Origin of the sequence: Aquimarina pacifica (assembly GCF_000520955.1) — a bacterium.
Lineage (GTDB): Bacteria > Bacteroidota > Bacteroidia > Flavobacteriales > Flavobacteriaceae > Aquimarina > Aquimarina pacifica.
Genome location: NZ_JACC01000034.1, coordinates 37,429 through 54,481, shown reverse-complemented (window position 1 = coordinate 54,481; position 17,053 = coordinate 37,429). Strand labels below are relative to the sequence as shown.

General features: G+C 33.0%; 13 protein-coding genes. 11 read left to right on the top strand and 2 right to left on the bottom strand.

Annotation, left to right across the window (positions count from 1 at the left end; translation table 11 throughout):
- Positions 1-38: 38 nt before the first annotated feature.
- Together DZ60_RS0115880 and DZ60_RS0115875 are read right to left on the bottom strand one after the other, a co-directional pair.
- A complete protein-coding gene (locus DZ60_RS0115880) occupies positions 39-1,703 on the bottom strand; it encodes a DUF1501 domain-containing protein (RefSeq protein ID WP_025743028.1) in 1,665 nt (554 codons plus the stop codon).
- Between the two features lie 5 nt (positions 1,704-1,708).
- On the bottom strand, positions 1,709-3,190 hold the full coding sequence (locus DZ60_RS0115875; protein ID WP_025743027.1) for a DUF1800 domain-containing protein: 1,482 nt from the start codon (positions 3,188-3,190) through the stop codon (positions 1,709-1,711).
- Between the two features lie 338 nt (positions 3,191-3,528).
- Here DZ60_RS0115875 and thrS point away from each other — a divergent pair, with 338 nt between their 5' ends.
- The 11 genes from thrS (at position 3,529) to DZ60_RS0115820 (ending at position 16,653) form a co-directional block, all read left to right on the top strand.
- Positions 3,529-5,472 (top strand): threonine--tRNA ligase, encoded by a 1,944-nt coding sequence (gene thrS / locus DZ60_RS0115870; RefSeq protein ID WP_025743026.1) that lies wholly within the window; start codon positions 3,529-3,531, stop codon positions 5,470-5,472.
- Positions 5,473-5,547: 75 nt separating this feature from the next.
- The gene (gene infC / locus DZ60_RS23225) at positions 5,548-6,057 is read left to right on the top strand and encodes a translation initiation factor IF-3 (RefSeq protein WP_081740513.1); all 510 of its coding nucleotides are present in this window, start codon (positions 5,548-5,550) and stop codon (positions 6,055-6,057) included.
- A gap of 62 nt (positions 6,058-6,119) precedes the next feature.
- On the top strand, positions 6,120-6,317 hold the full coding sequence (gene rpmI, locus DZ60_RS0115860) for a 50S ribosomal protein L35 (RefSeq protein WP_025743024.1): 198 nt from the start codon (positions 6,120-6,122) through the stop codon (positions 6,315-6,317).
- Between the two features lie 131 nt (positions 6,318-6,448).
- On the top strand, positions 6,449-6,793 hold the full coding sequence (gene rplT, locus DZ60_RS0115855; protein WP_025743023.1) for a 50S ribosomal protein L20: 345 nt from the start codon (positions 6,449-6,451) through the stop codon (positions 6,791-6,793).
- Between the two features lie 175 nt (positions 6,794-6,968).
- Positions 6,969-7,373 (top strand): hypothetical protein, encoded by a 405-nt coding sequence (locus tag DZ60_RS0115850; RefSeq protein ID WP_025743022.1) that lies wholly within the window; start codon positions 6,969-6,971, stop codon positions 7,371-7,373.
- 7 nt (positions 7,374-7,380) lie between these two features.
- Positions 7,381-10,167 carry a response regulator gene (locus DZ60_RS24350; RefSeq protein WP_025743021.1) on the top strand — a complete coding sequence of 929 codons (2,787 nt, stop codon included), beginning with the start codon at positions 7,381-7,383 and terminating at the stop codon, positions 10,165-10,167.
- Between the two features lie 42 nt (positions 10,168-10,209).
- Complete coding sequence (locus tag DZ60_RS0115840) at positions 10,210-11,013, top strand: TrmH family RNA methyltransferase (RefSeq protein ID WP_025743020.1); 804 nt, start codon at positions 10,210-10,212, stop codon at positions 11,011-11,013.
- 115 nt (positions 11,014-11,128) lie between these two features.
- Positions 11,129-12,361 carry a M48 family metallopeptidase gene (locus DZ60_RS0115835; protein WP_025743019.1) on the top strand — a complete coding sequence of 411 codons (1,233 nt, stop codon included), beginning with the start codon at positions 11,129-11,131 and terminating at the stop codon, positions 12,359-12,361.
- Positions 12,362-12,519: 158 nt separating this feature from the next.
- Entirely contained in the window at positions 12,520-14,724 is a 2,205-nt protein-coding gene (locus DZ60_RS0115830; protein ID WP_025743018.1) for a RelA/SpoT family protein, read from the top strand.
- A gap of 187 nt (positions 14,725-14,911) precedes the next feature.
- A complete protein-coding gene (locus DZ60_RS0115825; RefSeq protein ID WP_025743017.1) occupies positions 14,912-15,382 on the top strand; it encodes a Fur family transcriptional regulator in 471 nt (156 codons plus the stop codon).
- Positions 15,382-16,653 carry an adenylosuccinate synthase gene (locus tag DZ60_RS0115820; RefSeq protein ID WP_025743016.1) on the top strand — a complete coding sequence of 424 codons (1,272 nt, stop codon included), beginning with the start codon at positions 15,382-15,384 and terminating at the stop codon, positions 16,651-16,653. Before DZ60_RS0115825 ends, DZ60_RS0115820 begins: the two co-directional genes overlap by 1 nt.
- Positions 16,654-17,053 lie beyond the last annotated feature (400 nt).

Below are 17,053 nucleotides of genomic sequence, written 5' to 3'. Positions count from 1 at the left end.
ACAAAAAAACGCACAAACAATGAAAAAAATACATGAAACTATTGAATCATCACCTTAGCACTTACACTTTTCTTATTACTAGACAGTCTATATATATAATGACCTGAGGATAATTGCGCATTTAACGATTGCTCTAGATCAATCCTATAGCTACCGGGAAGAAATATCTGATTTTTAACATCTCCTAATTTTTGACCAGAAATACTGTACAACGAAACAACTATATGTTGTGTAGTCACAACATCTAAATCAAGGTATACTTTATTATCATCATAAACTGTAGCATGATTAAACACCCTATTACCTAATGAATCTGGCAAATCTCCAATATCGTCATAATCTACAACTACTACATCCCCTTCTTCTTCATCTGTTTCTTCAGTTTCTTCATTACCGCACTTAAACCCTAACTCTAATGATTCATACTCATCATAAAGAACAATTGAATTTACTACAGAAGCATCCACACACATCCACTCTTTCAATATAGAACCATACACACTTCTAAAGTCAGTATTATGATACATATCACCATTAGACAAAAGATCTGTTAAACTTGAATGCTCCCCTACCATTCCACTTCCATTTAAACCTCCGCCAAACAGCATTACAGCACCAGCAGTTCCATGATCAGTACCCGTACCATTTTCTTTAACCCTTCTTCCAAATTCAGAAATCCCCATAGACAACACTTTATCACCCCAGCCTGAATTAGTCAAATCTTCATAAAAATAAGAAATACTATCCGCCATATCTTTAAGCAGTATTGATTGTCTATCAACTTGTTCTGAATGGGTATCAAAACCACCTACGGTAATCATATATATTTTAGTCCCCAAATTACCTTTAATCAGTCTCGAAATAATACTTAATTGCCTTGAAAAATTATTATTAGGATAATTACCGTAATCATTAGAACTATTATAAGCATCATAGATCACATCTGCATAATTAAATGTACTATTCACTAAAGCTCTTACAAATTCTAATTTATCTCCTCGCGTACAATCCGGAAGCCCTTGTAAATCATAAACATTACCCTCTGAAGCTATAGCTTTTAGCCTATTTATATTTGCAACAGAGAAACTATATTGAGAACTCCCCTCTCCATTAAACGTTATATTTTTAAGGTTTCCGATCTGAATAGCCGTTGGGGATTCTGGTGGGTTTAACAAATAATCAGGATATTTATCCTCTAAATACCTACCTAGCCAACCGCTATGCTGAACAGTTCCTAATTGTGCGGACGCCCAAATATCAGACCCTTTAAAGTGCGATCTAGAATGATCTTCATAGCCCACACTATTAATTATTTTCATTTGCCCTTCTCCCCACATCCCTTCTAAAGAGCTCATTACATTATTCATACCATACTCATCACTGAGTTTTATAAGATTGTTTTGAGGAACCTTTATAGTAGGTCTAGCATTAGCGTATGCATCATACTGATTTATTGGCACTATCATATTCAAGGCATCATTTCCCCCAAAGAGCTTCACTATCACAAGAATATTATCACTCTCTGCTTTATTAATAGCCGAACTAAGCATAGAATCTTTAGAATACGCTATTGAAGAACCACCTAATGTCATTGCTCCACCAGTTGCAAGACCTAATGCTTGTAAAAAAGACCTTCTATTCCAACGATCATGATCATTATGGTTACAACTATTATGATTTATAGACTTGTAATGCTTTTTCATTTTTTTTACTTAAGTTGAAATTCTGGTATCTTAATAACATGCAGTAATAATGACAAAACCTGATTGGGCACTTCTTGATAATATAAGTTCCAGGTACCATCTATAAAATAATTATCCGGAACGCCATCTTTAAAAACAGCTATAGCCTCATCGTATTCCGATTCATGCACCAAATCATATGACAAAAAATGATTTACAATTCCCTTTGCAACAAAACTTGCGTCGGCATTGGCATCAAATAAATTTAAAGCAAAAGCCCTAAAAACTTCTGTATCTACTTGTCTTTGATACTCCAACATCCTCTCCATCCTCAACCATCTTTCAGGAAAACTAACCGAAGTTAACCAAGATTCATCCTCTTCCCACCCAGAAACGTTTGGAGGAATAAACAAAACTTGTTCTAAATTATTAAGTGCATTATAAGCTTCGTCGTCCAAATCGTATTCATTGGTAGCAGAAAAATCCATTTCTAATTCTTTTTGAAAACCAATAACTAAATCCACAGGGCTTTTAATTAATGTCGATAAACTATAGTCATCAAAAAAATGATTGCTTTTAAAAAGCTGTCTCAAAACAGGTTCTATTTCGAAGTTATTTGCTAAAAAAGTCTGCGCTAATTGATCAACAATCGAATCATTTATTTCGAAATTGACAAAATATTGATAAAACTTGCCACAAATGAATTTGGCAATTAAATCTCCTTTTTCCTGAAATAAAATATTAATTACGTCATCATAGCCCCAATTTCCTGTGAGACCGAATATAGTCTTCTCTCCATCATCGAAATCCCTATCCCTAAAAACAACATCTCCCCAATGTGGACTCCTATAATTATACCCGGTCAAAGCTCTAGCTGTCTCTACTATATCCTGTTGAGTATAACCATTATCTACTCCGAGCGTAAATAACTCAAATAACTCCCGAGAATAATTTTCGTTAGGACTCCCTGCTTTGTTATAAAAACCATCAAGATACCACAGCATTGCATTAGCCAACCCTACCTCACTTGTAAATTCCTTGAAATTTCCGATTGCATATCTTTGTCTTAAATTAAAGAATTGATATGTATAGCTAGGCGAAGAATTAACTGCAATAAAATGATTAAACCAGAACATCGTTAATCGATCTCTCAAATTATTTTTGCGCATATCTTTACAAAAGGTTCTGGACATTTCATGCCTTAAAGTTCCTGTTGCGGAAGAAACCTGAGAAGAAGTACCATAGAAACTCAAAAAATCTGTATAATCCCAATACCCCCATTCTGGCGCAGGGTCTGTACCCATATTAACAGCTTCATCTATGAGAGTATCTACAAAGTCTAAAGGATTCTTAGACAATGCCTCCTCAATCATAGCGGGTGTTGCTCCAAAACCTATTCGGCGATACACATGTTTTACCCTTTGCTTATCCCAAGGCATAACACTTGAAGGGCTGTACTCAGATAAATCCGATACATTACAAGAAACTGACGTTATTACGACTGACATTATATACTTTATATTGTTAACACATCGTCTAAATTAGAGTTTACAATCATTAATTTCTAAACTATCTAGTATATGCTCCATAAACTCTAGAATTCGTTTAAAAACCTTTTTTTTATTGACTTTTATTTAACAAATAAGACACAAAAACAATACAAACTCTTAAAAAAACCAATCTAAAAACCATAATAGTTTGACTTTTATCTCTTTACATTAAGTATCTTTTCTTAACTATAAATGGCAAGCCGTACGCATATTGAAAGTTATATATTAAATGTAGCAAATACTATTGCGGGAGTTTTATTATCGTCTTATCTTTGCGTCTTATAATTTATAGAACAATGATCAAAATCACGTTACCTGACGGTTCGATTCGAGAATACCATAATAGTATTACTGTTATGGATGTAGCAAAAGATATTAGTGAAGGATTTGCTCGAAATGTTATTTCGGCAAAGTTTAATGGCACTACAATAGAAGCATCGACAGAATTAACAACGGATGGTAACTTAGTTTTATTTACATGGAAAGATGATGAAGGAAAAAAAGCTTTTTGGCATTCTTCTGCTCATATACTTGCACAAGCACTAGAAACACTGTACCCAGGCGTTAAACTATGGGTTGGTCCTGCAATCGACAGGGGGTTTTATTATGATGTTGATCTTGGCGACAAGATAATCTCTGAAAAAGACTTTAAGGCCATTGAGGATAAAATGCTAGAGATAGCACGCGGAAAGCACGATTTCAAAATGCGCTCTGTGAGTAAAGCTGATGCTTTGTCTTATTATAAAAACACAAATGAATATAAAGTTGAACTTGTAGAGGGCTTAGAAGATGGAGATATTACTTTTTGTGACCATGACACTTTTACAGATCTTTGCCGAGGTGGACATATACCTAACACTGGTATTGTAAAAGCCGTGAAAATCATGAGTGTTGCAGGTGCTTATCATAAAGGTGATGAAAACAGCAAACAACTTACTCGAGTTTACGGAATCACTTTTCCTAAGCAGAAAGAGCTAAAAGAATATTTAGCACTCCTAGAAGAGGCTAAAAAACGTGACCATAGAAAACTTGGTAAAGAACTTCAATTTTTTACCTTTTCACAAAAAGTAGGGCAAGGTTTACCTTTATGGCTCCCTAAAGGAGCCGCTTTGAGAGATCGTCTAGAACAATTCCTTAAAAAAGCACAGAAAAAAGCGGGATATGAAATGGTGGTTACTCCTCATATTGGGCAAAAGGAACTCTATGTAACCTCTGGTCATTATGCAAAATATGGTGAGGATAGTTTTCAACCCATAAATACTCCTGCAGAAGGAGAAGAATTCCTGCTAAAACCTATGAACTGTCCGCATCATTGCGAGATTTATAATAGTGGCCCTTGGTCATACAGGGACTTACCAAAACGATATGCCGAATTTGGCACCGTATATAGATATGAGCAAAGCGGAGAACTTCATGGTTTAACAAGAGTAAGAGGATTTACTCAAGATGATGCGCATATTTTCTGTACTCCTGATCAATTGGATGAAGAATTCAAAAAGGTAATCGATTTGGTTCTTTATGTTTTTGGATCTTTAGGATTTGAAGATTTCACAGCACAAGTTTCTGTAAGGGATTTGGATAATCCAGATAAATATATTGGGGATGTTGATAATTGGGACAAAGCCGAAAATGCCATTATTAATGCGGCCAAAGATAAAGGTTTGAATTATGTTATAGAAAGTGGTGAAGCTGCTTTTTATGGCCCTAAGCTTGATTTTATGGTAAAAGATGCTCTTGGTAGAAATTGGCAACTAGGAACGATACAAGTTGATTACAACCTACCAGAACGTTTCGACCTAACTTACAAAGGTAGCGATAACGAAATGCACAGGCCTGTTATGATTCATAGAGCTCCATTTGGTAGTATGGAACGATTTATTGCTATATTGCTGGAGCATACAGGAGGTAATTTTCCGTTATGGTTGATGCCAGAGCAGGTTATTATACTCTCTATCAGTGAGAAATATGAAAAATACGCTGAAAAAGTTTTAAATTTGTTAGAAAATAACGAAATTCGCGCCCTTGCCGATGATAGAAATGAAACTATAGGTAAAAAAATAAGAGAGGCAGAAATGAAAAAAATTCCTTACATTATAATCGTAGGGGAGCAAGAAGAACAAAATGATACAATATCTGTTCGGAAACATGGAGGTGAAGATTTAGGTGCAGTATCAATTGAAGAGTTTTCAAAAATAATAAAAGAGGAAATTAATAAAACATTAAAACCTTTTAACGGGTAAAAAATAATTAAGTTTAATTTAAAATTTTAAGTCATAGCAATAAGAAGAAGAAGGTCTCAGAAACCATTAAGAGTAATCAAAGAAGATGCTCACAGAATCAATCATAAAATTAGGGTTGATGAAGTACGTCTTGTTGGCGATAATGTAGAAGTTGGTGTTTATCCAACTAAGAAAGCACTGACACTCGCCGAAGAGCAAGAACTAGACCTTGTGGAGATTTCTCCCAAGGCAATTCCTCCTGTTTGTAAAATAATGGATTATAAGAAATTCCTTTATGAACAGAAGAAAAGAGACAAAGCTTTAAAATCTAAGGCTACTAAGGTTACGATTAAAGAAATACGATTTGGTCCTAATACTGATGAGCACGATTATGAGTTTAAGAAAAAACATGCTATCAAATTTTTGAGTGAAGGCTCTAAACTTAAGGCATATGTATTTTTCAAAGGACGTTCTATCATATATAAAGATCAGGGACAAATCTTACTTCTTAGACTGGCTCAAGAGCTAGAAGACTATGGTAAAGTTGAACAAATGCCAAAACTTGAAGGTAAGCGAATGATAATGTTCATTGCTCCAAAAAAATAAAAGTAAATTCTTTAAGTAAGGATTTATAAAAAAATAAGTGAGATAATTAAAACAAGGATACAATGCCTAAAATGAAAACAAAATCCAGTGCTAAAAAGCGTTTTAAGCTTACAGGTACAGGTAAATTAAAAAGAAAGCACGCATTTAAGAGTCATATTTTGACAAAAAAATCTAAAAAGCGTAAGCTTGCTTTAACGCACTCAACATTAGTGCACAAAAGCGATGAAAATAGTATTAAAGAACAATTACGTTTAAAGTAAGACTTTTTTAATCAGGTTAAAATTATTATAAACCCAGGAGTTAGGCCAAAATATTTTTTGAGATTTTATATTAAAAAATGATTGACTAAGTATACAAAATCGTATCGCCTACTACTAAAAAATTTAAAGAAATGCCAAGATCAGTAAATTCAGTTGCAAAAAGAGCTAGAAGAAAAAAAGTTCTTAAGCAAGCAAAAGGTTACTTCGGAAGACGTAAAAACGTTTGGACAGTAGCAAAAAATGCGGTAGATAAAGCGATGCAATACTCGTATAGAGACCGTAGAAATAAAAAGAGAACTTTCCGTGCATTATGGATTACTCGTATTAATGCGGGTGCCAGATTATACGGAATGTCTTATTCTCAATTTATGGGTAAAATCAAAGCTAATAACATTGAACTTAACAGAAAAGTTCTTGCTGATTTAGCGATGAATAATCCAGAAGCTTTTCAAGCAATTGTAGAAAAAGTTAAATAACATTATTTAAAAAATAATACAATCTCACTTACAAAAAATCCCGCTCAATTAGAGCGGGATTTTTTATTTCCAACCAACCTTAAACCCACACTTTATCGTCAAAAACTGCACTTTACCTATAAAAAACACCTGTATACCGTATTTTTTCATTACTTTTAGCAAAACTCATTTGGTTATGAAAAAAAACCTTTTTACACTTATTTTGGGATTGCTTTTTAGTGGTCAAATACTAATCGCTCAGGAACACAGTGCACTTCATAAAAGTACATTTGATGCAGAACAAATTTTTGGGCTTTTAGAAATGCCTTTTCTTGCAATAGCACTTATTTTTAGTTTTTTGACTGCAACTCGACTAAAAGGAGGAAAATTTGGGTCAGGAATGACGCTTTTAGCATGGGGTTTTGTTGTTATGGCTCTTGGGCATCTACATATGCAAATTGCTCATATTTTTAATTACAGCGTATTCAAAACTTTATTCGGAGATACCATAGGCAACTATATATGGTTTGTCGCCCTAATTTTAACCTGGGCATTGTCAGCAATAGGGTTTTACAAAATATACAAAGCCAGTAAAATATGAATCATTAATGAGTAGAAATTGGTTTAAGAGAATATTAAAACCTATCAAAGTCCCTTCTGTAGAGACCCAAGAAGAACAAGAAATTATTGATCTTATTGACTTTTTATGGAACAAAATTGACATACCCGTAAATGCTTCAGATTTAAAAGTAAAAATCAAAAATTTCAAACAGTTACCTGGAACTAAAAAAATAGAATCTCTTCCAGAAATATACCTGCACGTAGAAAAACATATTACAGAAAAAAATAAAATCAATTTCTTAAGTGCTCAATCCATAAGAACAGAACTTTTAGAAAAGTATCCTTTCATAAAAGAATTCAAAAACATTAGACTAATATTTACCTCACTTCCCGAACAAGAGTTATTAATCTGTAAGTTTTTCTTATTTCAGGTCTTAAACAAATCATCCGAACTTATGGGAGTTAACAATGACCCTAAAGTTATAAGTATAAAAAAATATCTCAGTGATGACCCAAAACCACAAGAAATAGACTTAATAAAAGAACGAAAAAAGCTATTAGATTTCTCTAATGAAATTTTCAATAAAATTAAAGACAGCCTAGGAATAAATGCAATAACAAATATATATTTACTCATTTACAAAAAACACTTTCAGTCATATCATCTTTTAGATTCATTCACGACTATATTAAATGTAATACCAGAAGAAATTCTGGCTAAAGATCTTATAAATTTCCCCAGTAAGCAACAGATGCTTAAGATGCTTCAAAAACAACTTTATAGTTTAGAAGAAATAAATGAACGACTGACTAAAGAAGTTGTTGGAAGAAAAAAGGTAGAAGATGAATTAAAACATAGTGAACACCTTAATACTACTATCCTAGAAACGGCCATGGATGGTATAATTCTAGTCAACAGTGATGGTATAGTGCTGAACTGGAATAATAAAGCTGAACAAATCTTAGAACTACAAAGAGAAGAAACTATTGGTCATAGCATCTACCCTTTGGTTCCTAGAAAGCTTAGAGAAGAACTCAAAAGAAGTTTTAACAACTATATAAACAATGGTAAGGATGATTTAATCAATAAAAGAGTAGAGACTTCGGTTAATAGAAGAAACGGCTCAATTGTTTATGTCGAACTTACAATTATTGCTATAAAATCTAAGGGAGACTATCTCTTTAATGCCTTTTTTAGAGATATTACAAATAGAAAAACAAGAGATAACGAAATTCGAGAAGCCAAAGTAATTGCTGAAAAATCTGCAAAAGCAAAATCGGTATTCTTATCGAATATGAGTCATGAAATTAGAACTCCTCTAAATGTTATTCTTGGGTTAACTGGTATTCTACAAAAAAGTGATTTTAGTAATCCAGAAATTGACAAAAATAATCTAAACGGAATACAGTTCTCTGCAGAAAATCTATTAATACTAATTAATGATATTCTAGACTTCTCTAAAATTGAAGCAGGAAAACTTACAATTCATAATACCGATTTCAACATATTTAGATTAATAAACAATATCTCGAGAGGTTTTAAGATCAAAGCAGAAGAAAAAGGCTTAAAATTTATTACTGAAATTGACCCAGTAATTCCGAAATTTATAGTCGGAGATCAATTAAGGCTCAATCAAATTCTAATTAACTTAATTGGTAATGCCATAAAATTTACTCAATCAGGTAAAATAACCTTACAAGTAGTAGCCAAAAAAATTGAGGATACAGATATCACTATTAATTTTTTGGTAAAAGATACGGGTGTTGGTATTCCCGATGATAAACTAATAAATATATTCGAAAGCTTTTATCAAGTTCACAAACCAGGAAAAAATAAAATTGAAGGAACTGGACTTGGACTATCAATATCTAAACAGCTTATCGAAATTCAGGGAGGAAATCTTAACGCTCAAAGCAAATTAGGTAAAGGATCGTCTTTTGATTTTTCTATTCAATACAGTAAAAGTGACTTTAAATCGGTTGATATTAATACAGATGCACTTTCTATAAAAAAAACAGACAATTTATCTGGAGTTAAAATATTAGTGGTCGAGGATAATAAAATGAATCAATTCTTTATTCAACAATTATTATCGAATTGGAACATCGAAGTTGATACCGCCGACAATGGAAAAATCGCATTAGAAAAACTAAAAGATCATACATACAACCTTATCCTTATGGATATGCATATGCCTGTTATGGATGGACCTGAGACGGCTCTAGAAATTAGAAAATCAAGCAACTTAAGCATTAACCAAATACCTATAATTGCGTGCTCTGCAGACGTTTTCCCGGAATCAAAAAAGAAAGCAATTGAGTCAGGTATGAATTTTTATCTTACGAAACCAATAAGCGAACAAGCCCTTGAAGAATTATTGCTATCGATACTTGATAAAGAATTAACAAACAACCTTTCTAATAAAGCATATCCTATTGATAATACTTCTAACATAAACCTTATATCGAATAGTAATCTACTTTGTGACCTATCGTTTTTAAGAAAGACCTTTGACAATGATAAAGAAACTATTCAAAGTGTTCTTGAAATGTTCATCGAAGAGACCCCAAAAGATTACGAGAAACTAAAAAAAGCCATATCAGAATCTGATCTAAATACAACAAAGGGGTTGGCCCACAAGCTTAAGTCCAGTTTTAGAACTATTGGATTGCAAAATGAAAGTAGTATTTTAGAAAGAATTGAAAATTTTTGCACTGAAAAAGACAAGCATGAAACCCTTCATCAATACTTTAGTCAATTAGATGATTCTTATCTTCAAATCTTAAAAGAAATCGAAGAGGCTATCAAAGAATTATCATCGACAAACTCTTAAAAAAAACAGTCTTTTCCTTGCTATTATTATATCTTTGTCTACATGCAGCATCAGATAAAAAGCATTCAAAATGAAAAAATAAAACTTCTTTTTCAACTTAAAGAAAAATCTAGAGTACGTAAAAAAGAAAAAAGTTTTATTATTGAGGGTAGACGAGAACTTACTTTGGCCATTCATGGCAACTATACAATAACACAGGTATACTATTGTTCATCCATTATACCAGAATCAGAAATTTTGGAACTAATCAAAAAGTCAAAAGTTCAAATTTCTGTATTTGAAGTTACCCCTGAAATATATCAAAAAATAGCATATAGATCAACCACAGAAGGCCTAATAGCTGTAGTGAAATCTAAAAATATTGATATAAAAAATCTAGAATTACCATCAAAAAACCCACTTATTCTCGTTGCCGAAGCTCCTGAAAAACCAGGTAATATTGGCGCTTTGCTTAGAACTGCAGATGCCGCTCAACTAGATGCTGTACTTATTGCCAACCCAAAAACAGATTTATTTAATCCAAATGTAATTCGATCAAGCGTGGGTTGTATTTTTACAAATACTGTGGCAACAGGATCCACCCAAGAAATCATAGACTTTCTTAAACAAAAAAACATTGCAATGTATGGAGCCGCTTTAGAGGCCTCAGTAAATTATAACACCCAAGATTATACTAAACCAACCGCTATTATCGTTGGTACTGAAGCCACTGGTTTGAGCAATACATTTTTGTCTAACACAAATCAAAACATTAAAATACCAATGAGTGGAGTAATTGATTCAATGAATGTTTCTGTAGCTGCAGGAATCCTCATTTTTGAAGCAAAAAGACAACGAGACTTTTAGTAAGAAAAGTTGCAAAACAACACAAAAAACATAAAACAAATTAAAAATCATTAACTTACACTCTGCTAAATTAATCCTGACCCCAAATGTTTGACTCTTTAACCGCAATAAACTAATGACCCCCAATTCCTTATTTTACTTACTGATTGCAATTATTGTAATTGTTTTTCTTATTGATTCGCTTTTAGACATTCTTAATGCAAGACATTATAATAATACAATTCCTGAGGAACTCGAGGATGTCTATCCCGATGACGAATATCAAAAGTCTATTGACTACAAAAAAGCAAATTTTAATTTTAAGCTTGTTTCATCTACTGTATCCTTAGTGATAATGCTCTTGTTTTTCTTTTTAGACGGTTTCGCATTGATTGACAACTTAGCACGAAGTATATCTAATAATTCTATCTTGGTTGGTCTTATTTTTTTCGGAATAATTATGATTGGTAGTGATATTATGTCTACCCCAGCCGCCTATTATAAAATTTTTGTAATCGAAGAAAAATTTGGTTTTAATAAAACTACTGTAAAAACTTTTTTTATCGATAAGATAAAAAGTCTAATCATGATGATGATTGTAGGAGGAGGATTATTGGCTATAATTATCTGGTTTTATGAACTCACAGGAAGAACATTTTGGGTGTACGCATGGGTATTAGTGTCTCTATTCACACTGATGATGAATATGTTTTACGCCAAACTGATTGTGCCGATATTCAATAAGCAAACACCATTAGAGCCTGGCGAATTAAGAGATACCATAGAAGCGTACTCCAAAAAAGTTGGTTTTCAGCTAAAAGATGTTTTTGTAATTGATGGCTCTAAAAGAAGTACCAAAGCTAATGCCTATTTTTCTGGTATTGGTAACGAGAAAAGAATTACATTATATGATACGTTGATTAAGGACTTAAGTAAAGAAGAAATTGTTGCTGTTCTAGCTCATGAAGTTGGGCATTATAAAAAAAGACATGTGATTTTTAATCTGCTCCTATCTGTCGGTCTTACAGGATTAACCCTTTGGTTTTTATCTTTATTTATAGCAAATCCGTTACTATCAGAAGCACTTGGTATTACTGTACCTTCTTTCCATATAGGACTTATTGCTTTTGGAATTTTATATAGTCCCATTTCTGAAGTAACCGGATTAATTATGAATGTAGTATCCAGAATTTTTGAATACCAGGCAGACAATTATGCTAAAAAAACTTATGACGGGGAAGCTTTAATTAATAGTCTAAAAAAATTATCTAAAAATAACTTGAGTAACCTAACACCTCATCCCGCAATGGTATACATTCACTACTCACACCCTACTCTTTTACAAAGGATTAAAAAACTCCGTGAGTAAATCCATTGCTTAAGACTTGGTGGTTACATTTCTTAATTGTATTTTTAATACTTATTGATGAATGATTTCGTATCTACTATATACCAAAATCTCGTTAATAAACTGGGGAATATTATATTACATAATCAAAATAGGGCTTTCTTAAAATACGTTATGTTATGACCGAAGCTGCTATAGACGAAGAAAACAAGAAAATTGCCAAGCAATATAAAGAGTTGCTTCGTATTAGTTATAGGGATCTGAGTAAGGAGGACCAAAAACTTATTCGACAAGCTTTTGACATCGCTGTAGATGCACATAAAAACCAACGACGCAAAAGCGGAGAAGCTTATATCTTTCATCCAATTGCCGTAGCAAAAATTGTTGCTAGCGAGATTGGTTTAGATGCCACATCTATTGCCGCTGCACTATTGCATGATGTCGTCGAAGACACAGAATATACACTAGTAGATCTTGAACAGATTTTTGGAGAAACCATAGCACGCATTGTTGATGGACTCACCAAAATTTCATCTCTAAAAAAAGATAGGGATATATCGCTACAAGCAGAGAACTTCAGAAAAATGCTGCTTACACTTAATGATGATGTTAGAGTTATCATTATTAAGATCGCTGATCGCCTGCATAATATGCAGACAATGGACGCAATGCGCTCTGACAAACAAGTAAAAATTGCCTCCGAAACGTTGTACATATATGCCCCTCTTGCCCATAGAATTGGCTTGTATAACATCAAAACAGAATTAGAAGATCTAGGATTAAAATATACCGAGCCAGAGGTATACAAAGATATTCTTGAAAAAATCAAAGAAAGTAAAGAAGAGCAAGATGCTTATATTAAGAGATTTTCTGATCAAATTAGAGAAGGTCTTGATAAAGAAGGATTAAATTATGATATAAAAGGGAGACCGAAATCCATTTTCTCAATCCGCAGAAAAATGGTTAAACAAAACATATCATTCGATGAAGTATACGATAAGTTTGCCATAAGGATTATTTACAAATCTGATCTTGAAAATGAAAAATTTATTGCCTGGAAAATTTATACCGTAGTAACCGATTATTTTAGACCCAATCCTATAAGATTGAGAGATTGGATTTCTCAACCTAAATCTACAGGCTATGAAGCATTACATATTACAGTTATAGGTCCCGATAGTAAATGGGTAGAAGTCCAGATACGCAGTGAACGTATGCATGAAGTCGCAGAGAAAGGGTATGCCGCACACTACAAATACAAAAATACAGAAGAGAAACAAGATCAAGGTCTCGATGGCTGGTTAAACCGATTACAAGAAGCTCTTGAAAATTCAGAATCTAATGCGGTTGATTTTGTAGAAGAATTCAAATTAAACTTATATGCCAAAGAAATATTTGTATTTACTCCAGAAGGGGATCTAAAATCATTACCAAAAGGAGCAACAGCTCTAGATTTTGGTTTTAGTGTACATACCGAGATAGGGTTAAGAACACGAGGAGCCAGAGTTAATGGCAAATTAGTCCCTTTGAGTCAGGAACTCAAAAGCGGAGATCAGGTAGAAATAATAACATCTACTAAATCAAAACCCTCCTCTAACTGGTTAGACTATTCTACAACAGCTAGAGCTAGAGCAAAAATAAAGTCAGCCTTACGTGATGAAAAGAAACAAATCGCAGAAGAAGGAAAAGTTATATTGAAACGTAAGCTTCGTTCTCAAAAAATAACAATGAGTGAAAAAGTAGTAAACGAACTTGTGCTATATTTTAAACTCAAAACAAGTCTTGACTTATTTTATCGAGTCGGTATTGGTACGATTGATAATCAAAAAATTAAAGATTTCGCTACTACCCGAAGTAATGTCTTTATGAATTTTATCAAAAATCGAATTCGACGAGGCAACGTAAAGGATATTAACAAAGAAGAAATTACATCCAAATATGACCTGCTAGTTTTTGGAAAAGACTCAGAAAAACTAGAGTATAAGCTATCAAATTGTTGTAACCCTATACCGGGAGATGAAGTATTTGGTTTTATAACTGTTAATGAGGGAATCAAGGTACACAAAAATAACTGTCCTAATGCATTACAACTACAAAGCAACTATGCATATCGTATTATAGTTGCAAAATGGATAGATTCAAGTCAAGAAGAATTTAAGGCCGTAATCAGGCTAAATGGTATCGATAATATTGGGGTGGTTAATGAAGTTACACAAATCATATCCAACAATATGCATCTAGCCATGTATAATATGAATTTTGATACAGATGATGGTGTTTTTACCGGAAAAATAACCGTTGGTGTTAAGAACAAAGACACCCTAAAAACCGTTATGAAAAATCTTTCGAAAATTAGTGGTATTGACAAAGTTGTTAGAGAATAGTTTACTTTGATCTAGTAATAACAACTTATTCGATAGAATTAAATTTTATATTTAGATATTAGGAATTCTACCGTCGACATTTTGACAAAAACAGAAAAAGAACTAAAAAAACGGTACTTAATTCAATTCTCTCTTTGGGGGGTTAGGGAGCTAATAAAAAATAGCGTAACTTTGCGTTTTTAAACGTATGAGCACTAAAACAACTACACAAAACGACCAGGTAATCGTTAAAAATGTGTTTACCAGCTTCTTAGAAGAAAATGGTCATAGAAAGACACCCGAAAGATACGCTATACTTCAAGAAATTTATGACAGTGAAGAACATTTTGATATAGAATCATTGTATATCAAAATGAAAAACAAAAACTATAGAGTAAGTCGTGCTACTTTGTATAACACTATTGAACTTCTGTTAGAATGTAAATTGGTCAGAAAACACCAATTTGGGCAAAATCAAGCACAATACGAAAAATCTTATTTTGACAGACAGCACGACCACCTTATACTGACTGACTCTGGAGAAGTATTAGAATTCTGTGATCCAAGAATTCAATCTATAAAAAAAACAATCGAGGAAATTTTTGATGTTGATATTACAAATCACTCTTTATATTTCTATGGTACTAAAAAGAAACCAACTAATCAACAAGATAAATAATGGCAGTAAATTTATTACTTGGTCTTCAATGGGGAGACGAAGGTAAAGGTAAAATTGTAGACGTTCTTACAAAAGATTATAATATCATTGCCCGATTTCAAGGAGGACCAAATGCAGGTCACACACTTGAGTTTGACGGAATTAAACACGTATTACATACGATCCCAAGTGGAATTTTTCATGATAAGGCGATCAATTTGGTTGGAAACGGTGTTGTAATTGATCCCGTAATTTTTAAAAAAGAATTAGATAACCTAAATCAATTCAATTTAGATTATAAATCCAAACTACTAATCTCTAGAAAAGCACATCTAATTCTTCCTACTCATAGAATTTTAGATGCTGCCTCTGAAGCTGCCAAAGGAAAAGCAAAAATTGGTTCTACTCTAAAAGGTATCGGTCCAACATATATGGACAAAACCGGTAGAAATGGTATTCGTATAGGCGATTTAGAATTAAGTGACTGGAAAACAAGATATCGTGCTCTTGCCAATAAGCATGAAGCAATGATTGATTTCTATGATGCAAAAATCGAATACGATCTAGAAGAATTAGAAGCTGAATTTTTTGAAGCGGTAAAAGTATTAAAAACACTTACTTTTATTGATAGTGAAGAATATTTACATCAAGCGCAGAGAGAAGGAAAAACTATTCTTGCGGAAGGCGCACAAGGGTCTCTGTTAGATATTGATTTTGGGACCTATCCTTTTGTGACATCATCAAATACTACTGCAGCTGGTGCATGTACAGGTTTAGGAATTGCCCCAAACAAAATCAAAGATGTTTTCGGAATTTTTAAGGCATACACTACACGAGTAGGAAGCGGACCGTTCCCTACGGAGTTATTTGATAATGACGGAGAAACAATGGCGCGTGTCGGTAACGAATTTGGGGCTACTACAGGAAGACCAAGACGTTGTGGATGGCTTGATCTTGTTGCACTAAAATATGCTGTGCATGTGAATGGTGTTACAAAACTTATGATGATGAAAGGAGATGTCTTAAGCGGATTCAAAACACTAAAAGTATGTACTGCTTATGAATATCAAGGTAAAAAAATCACTCATTTACCATACAACATAGAACCTGAGAATGTAACACCTATTTATACAGAAATGAAAGGCTGGTCAGAGGATCTAACAGGTATGAGCGATGCTTCAGAATTACCTAAAGAACTAAATGACTATATCGCATTTCTAGAAAAGGAATTAGAAACACCAATTACAATAGTTTCTGTAGGACCGGATAGAACACAAACGATCCATAGATAGATATATATGTCTTAATGTATTAAAAACCTCAAGCATGGCTTGAGGTTTTTTTGTAAAACCAAAATACTAGAGTTGTTAAACCCAGAATATATATGACATCTTTTTGACCTCAACTTATCTTATAAAACAAATCTATTTGACCTTTCAAAAGAAAAGAAGTCTATGTTAATACTTATTCACTTGCTTGCTTAGAAACAAATGTTAAATAAAGACTTTGCCCAGACAATCTATTTTTACGTTCAACAATCATAAAAATTTTATGCTTTGCATATAGTACAATTAACCATATCTGCCCTCATTTTAAATTGAAGAAAACATCCTATTTTGGTACTAACAAAAATTTTATTACCAAGTTCGAATACATAATCTGGATTGATCTTTTTATTAGTGTCAGACTTTT

Bases quoted from the DNA above. Each gene is read 5' to 3' on its own strand.
- DZ60_RS0115880 (WP_025743028.1), bottom strand. From the start codon at position 1,703: ATGAAAAAGCATTACAAGTCTATAAATCATAATAGTTGTAACCATAAT.
- DZ60_RS0115875 (WP_025743027.1), bottom strand. From the start codon at position 3,190: ATGTCAGTCGTAATAACGTCAGTTTCTTGTAATGTATCGGATTTATCT.
- thrS (WP_025743026.1), top strand. From the start codon at position 3,529: ATGATCAAAATCACGTTACCTGACGGTTCGATTCGAGAATACCATAAT.
- rpmI (WP_025743024.1), top strand. From the start codon at position 6,120: ATGCCTAAAATGAAAACAAAATCCAGTGCTAAAAAGCGTTTTAAGCTT.
- rplT (WP_025743023.1), top strand. From the start codon at position 6,449: ATGCCAAGATCAGTAAATTCAGTTGCAAAAAGAGCTAGAAGAAAAAAA.
- DZ60_RS0115850 (WP_025743022.1), top strand. From the start codon at position 6,969: ATGAAAAAAAACCTTTTTACACTTATTTTGGGATTGCTTTTTAGTGGT.
- DZ60_RS24350 (WP_025743021.1), top strand. From the start codon at position 7,381: ATGAGTAGAAATTGGTTTAAGAGAATATTAAAACCTATCAAAGTCCCT.
- DZ60_RS0115840 (WP_025743020.1), top strand. From the start codon at position 10,210: ATGCAGCATCAGATAAAAAGCATTCAAAATGAAAAAATAAAACTTCTT.
- DZ60_RS0115835 (WP_025743019.1), top strand. From the start codon at position 11,129: ATGACCCCCAATTCCTTATTTTACTTACTGATTGCAATTATTGTAATT.
- DZ60_RS0115830 (WP_025743018.1), top strand. From the start codon at position 12,520: ATGACCGAAGCTGCTATAGACGAAGAAAACAAGAAAATTGCCAAGCAA.
- DZ60_RS0115825 (WP_025743017.1), top strand. From the start codon at position 14,912: ATGAGCACTAAAACAACTACACAAAACGACCAGGTAATCGTTAAAAAT.
- DZ60_RS0115820 (WP_025743016.1), top strand. From the start codon at position 15,382: ATGGCAGTAAATTTATTACTTGGTCTTCAATGGGGAGACGAAGGTAAA.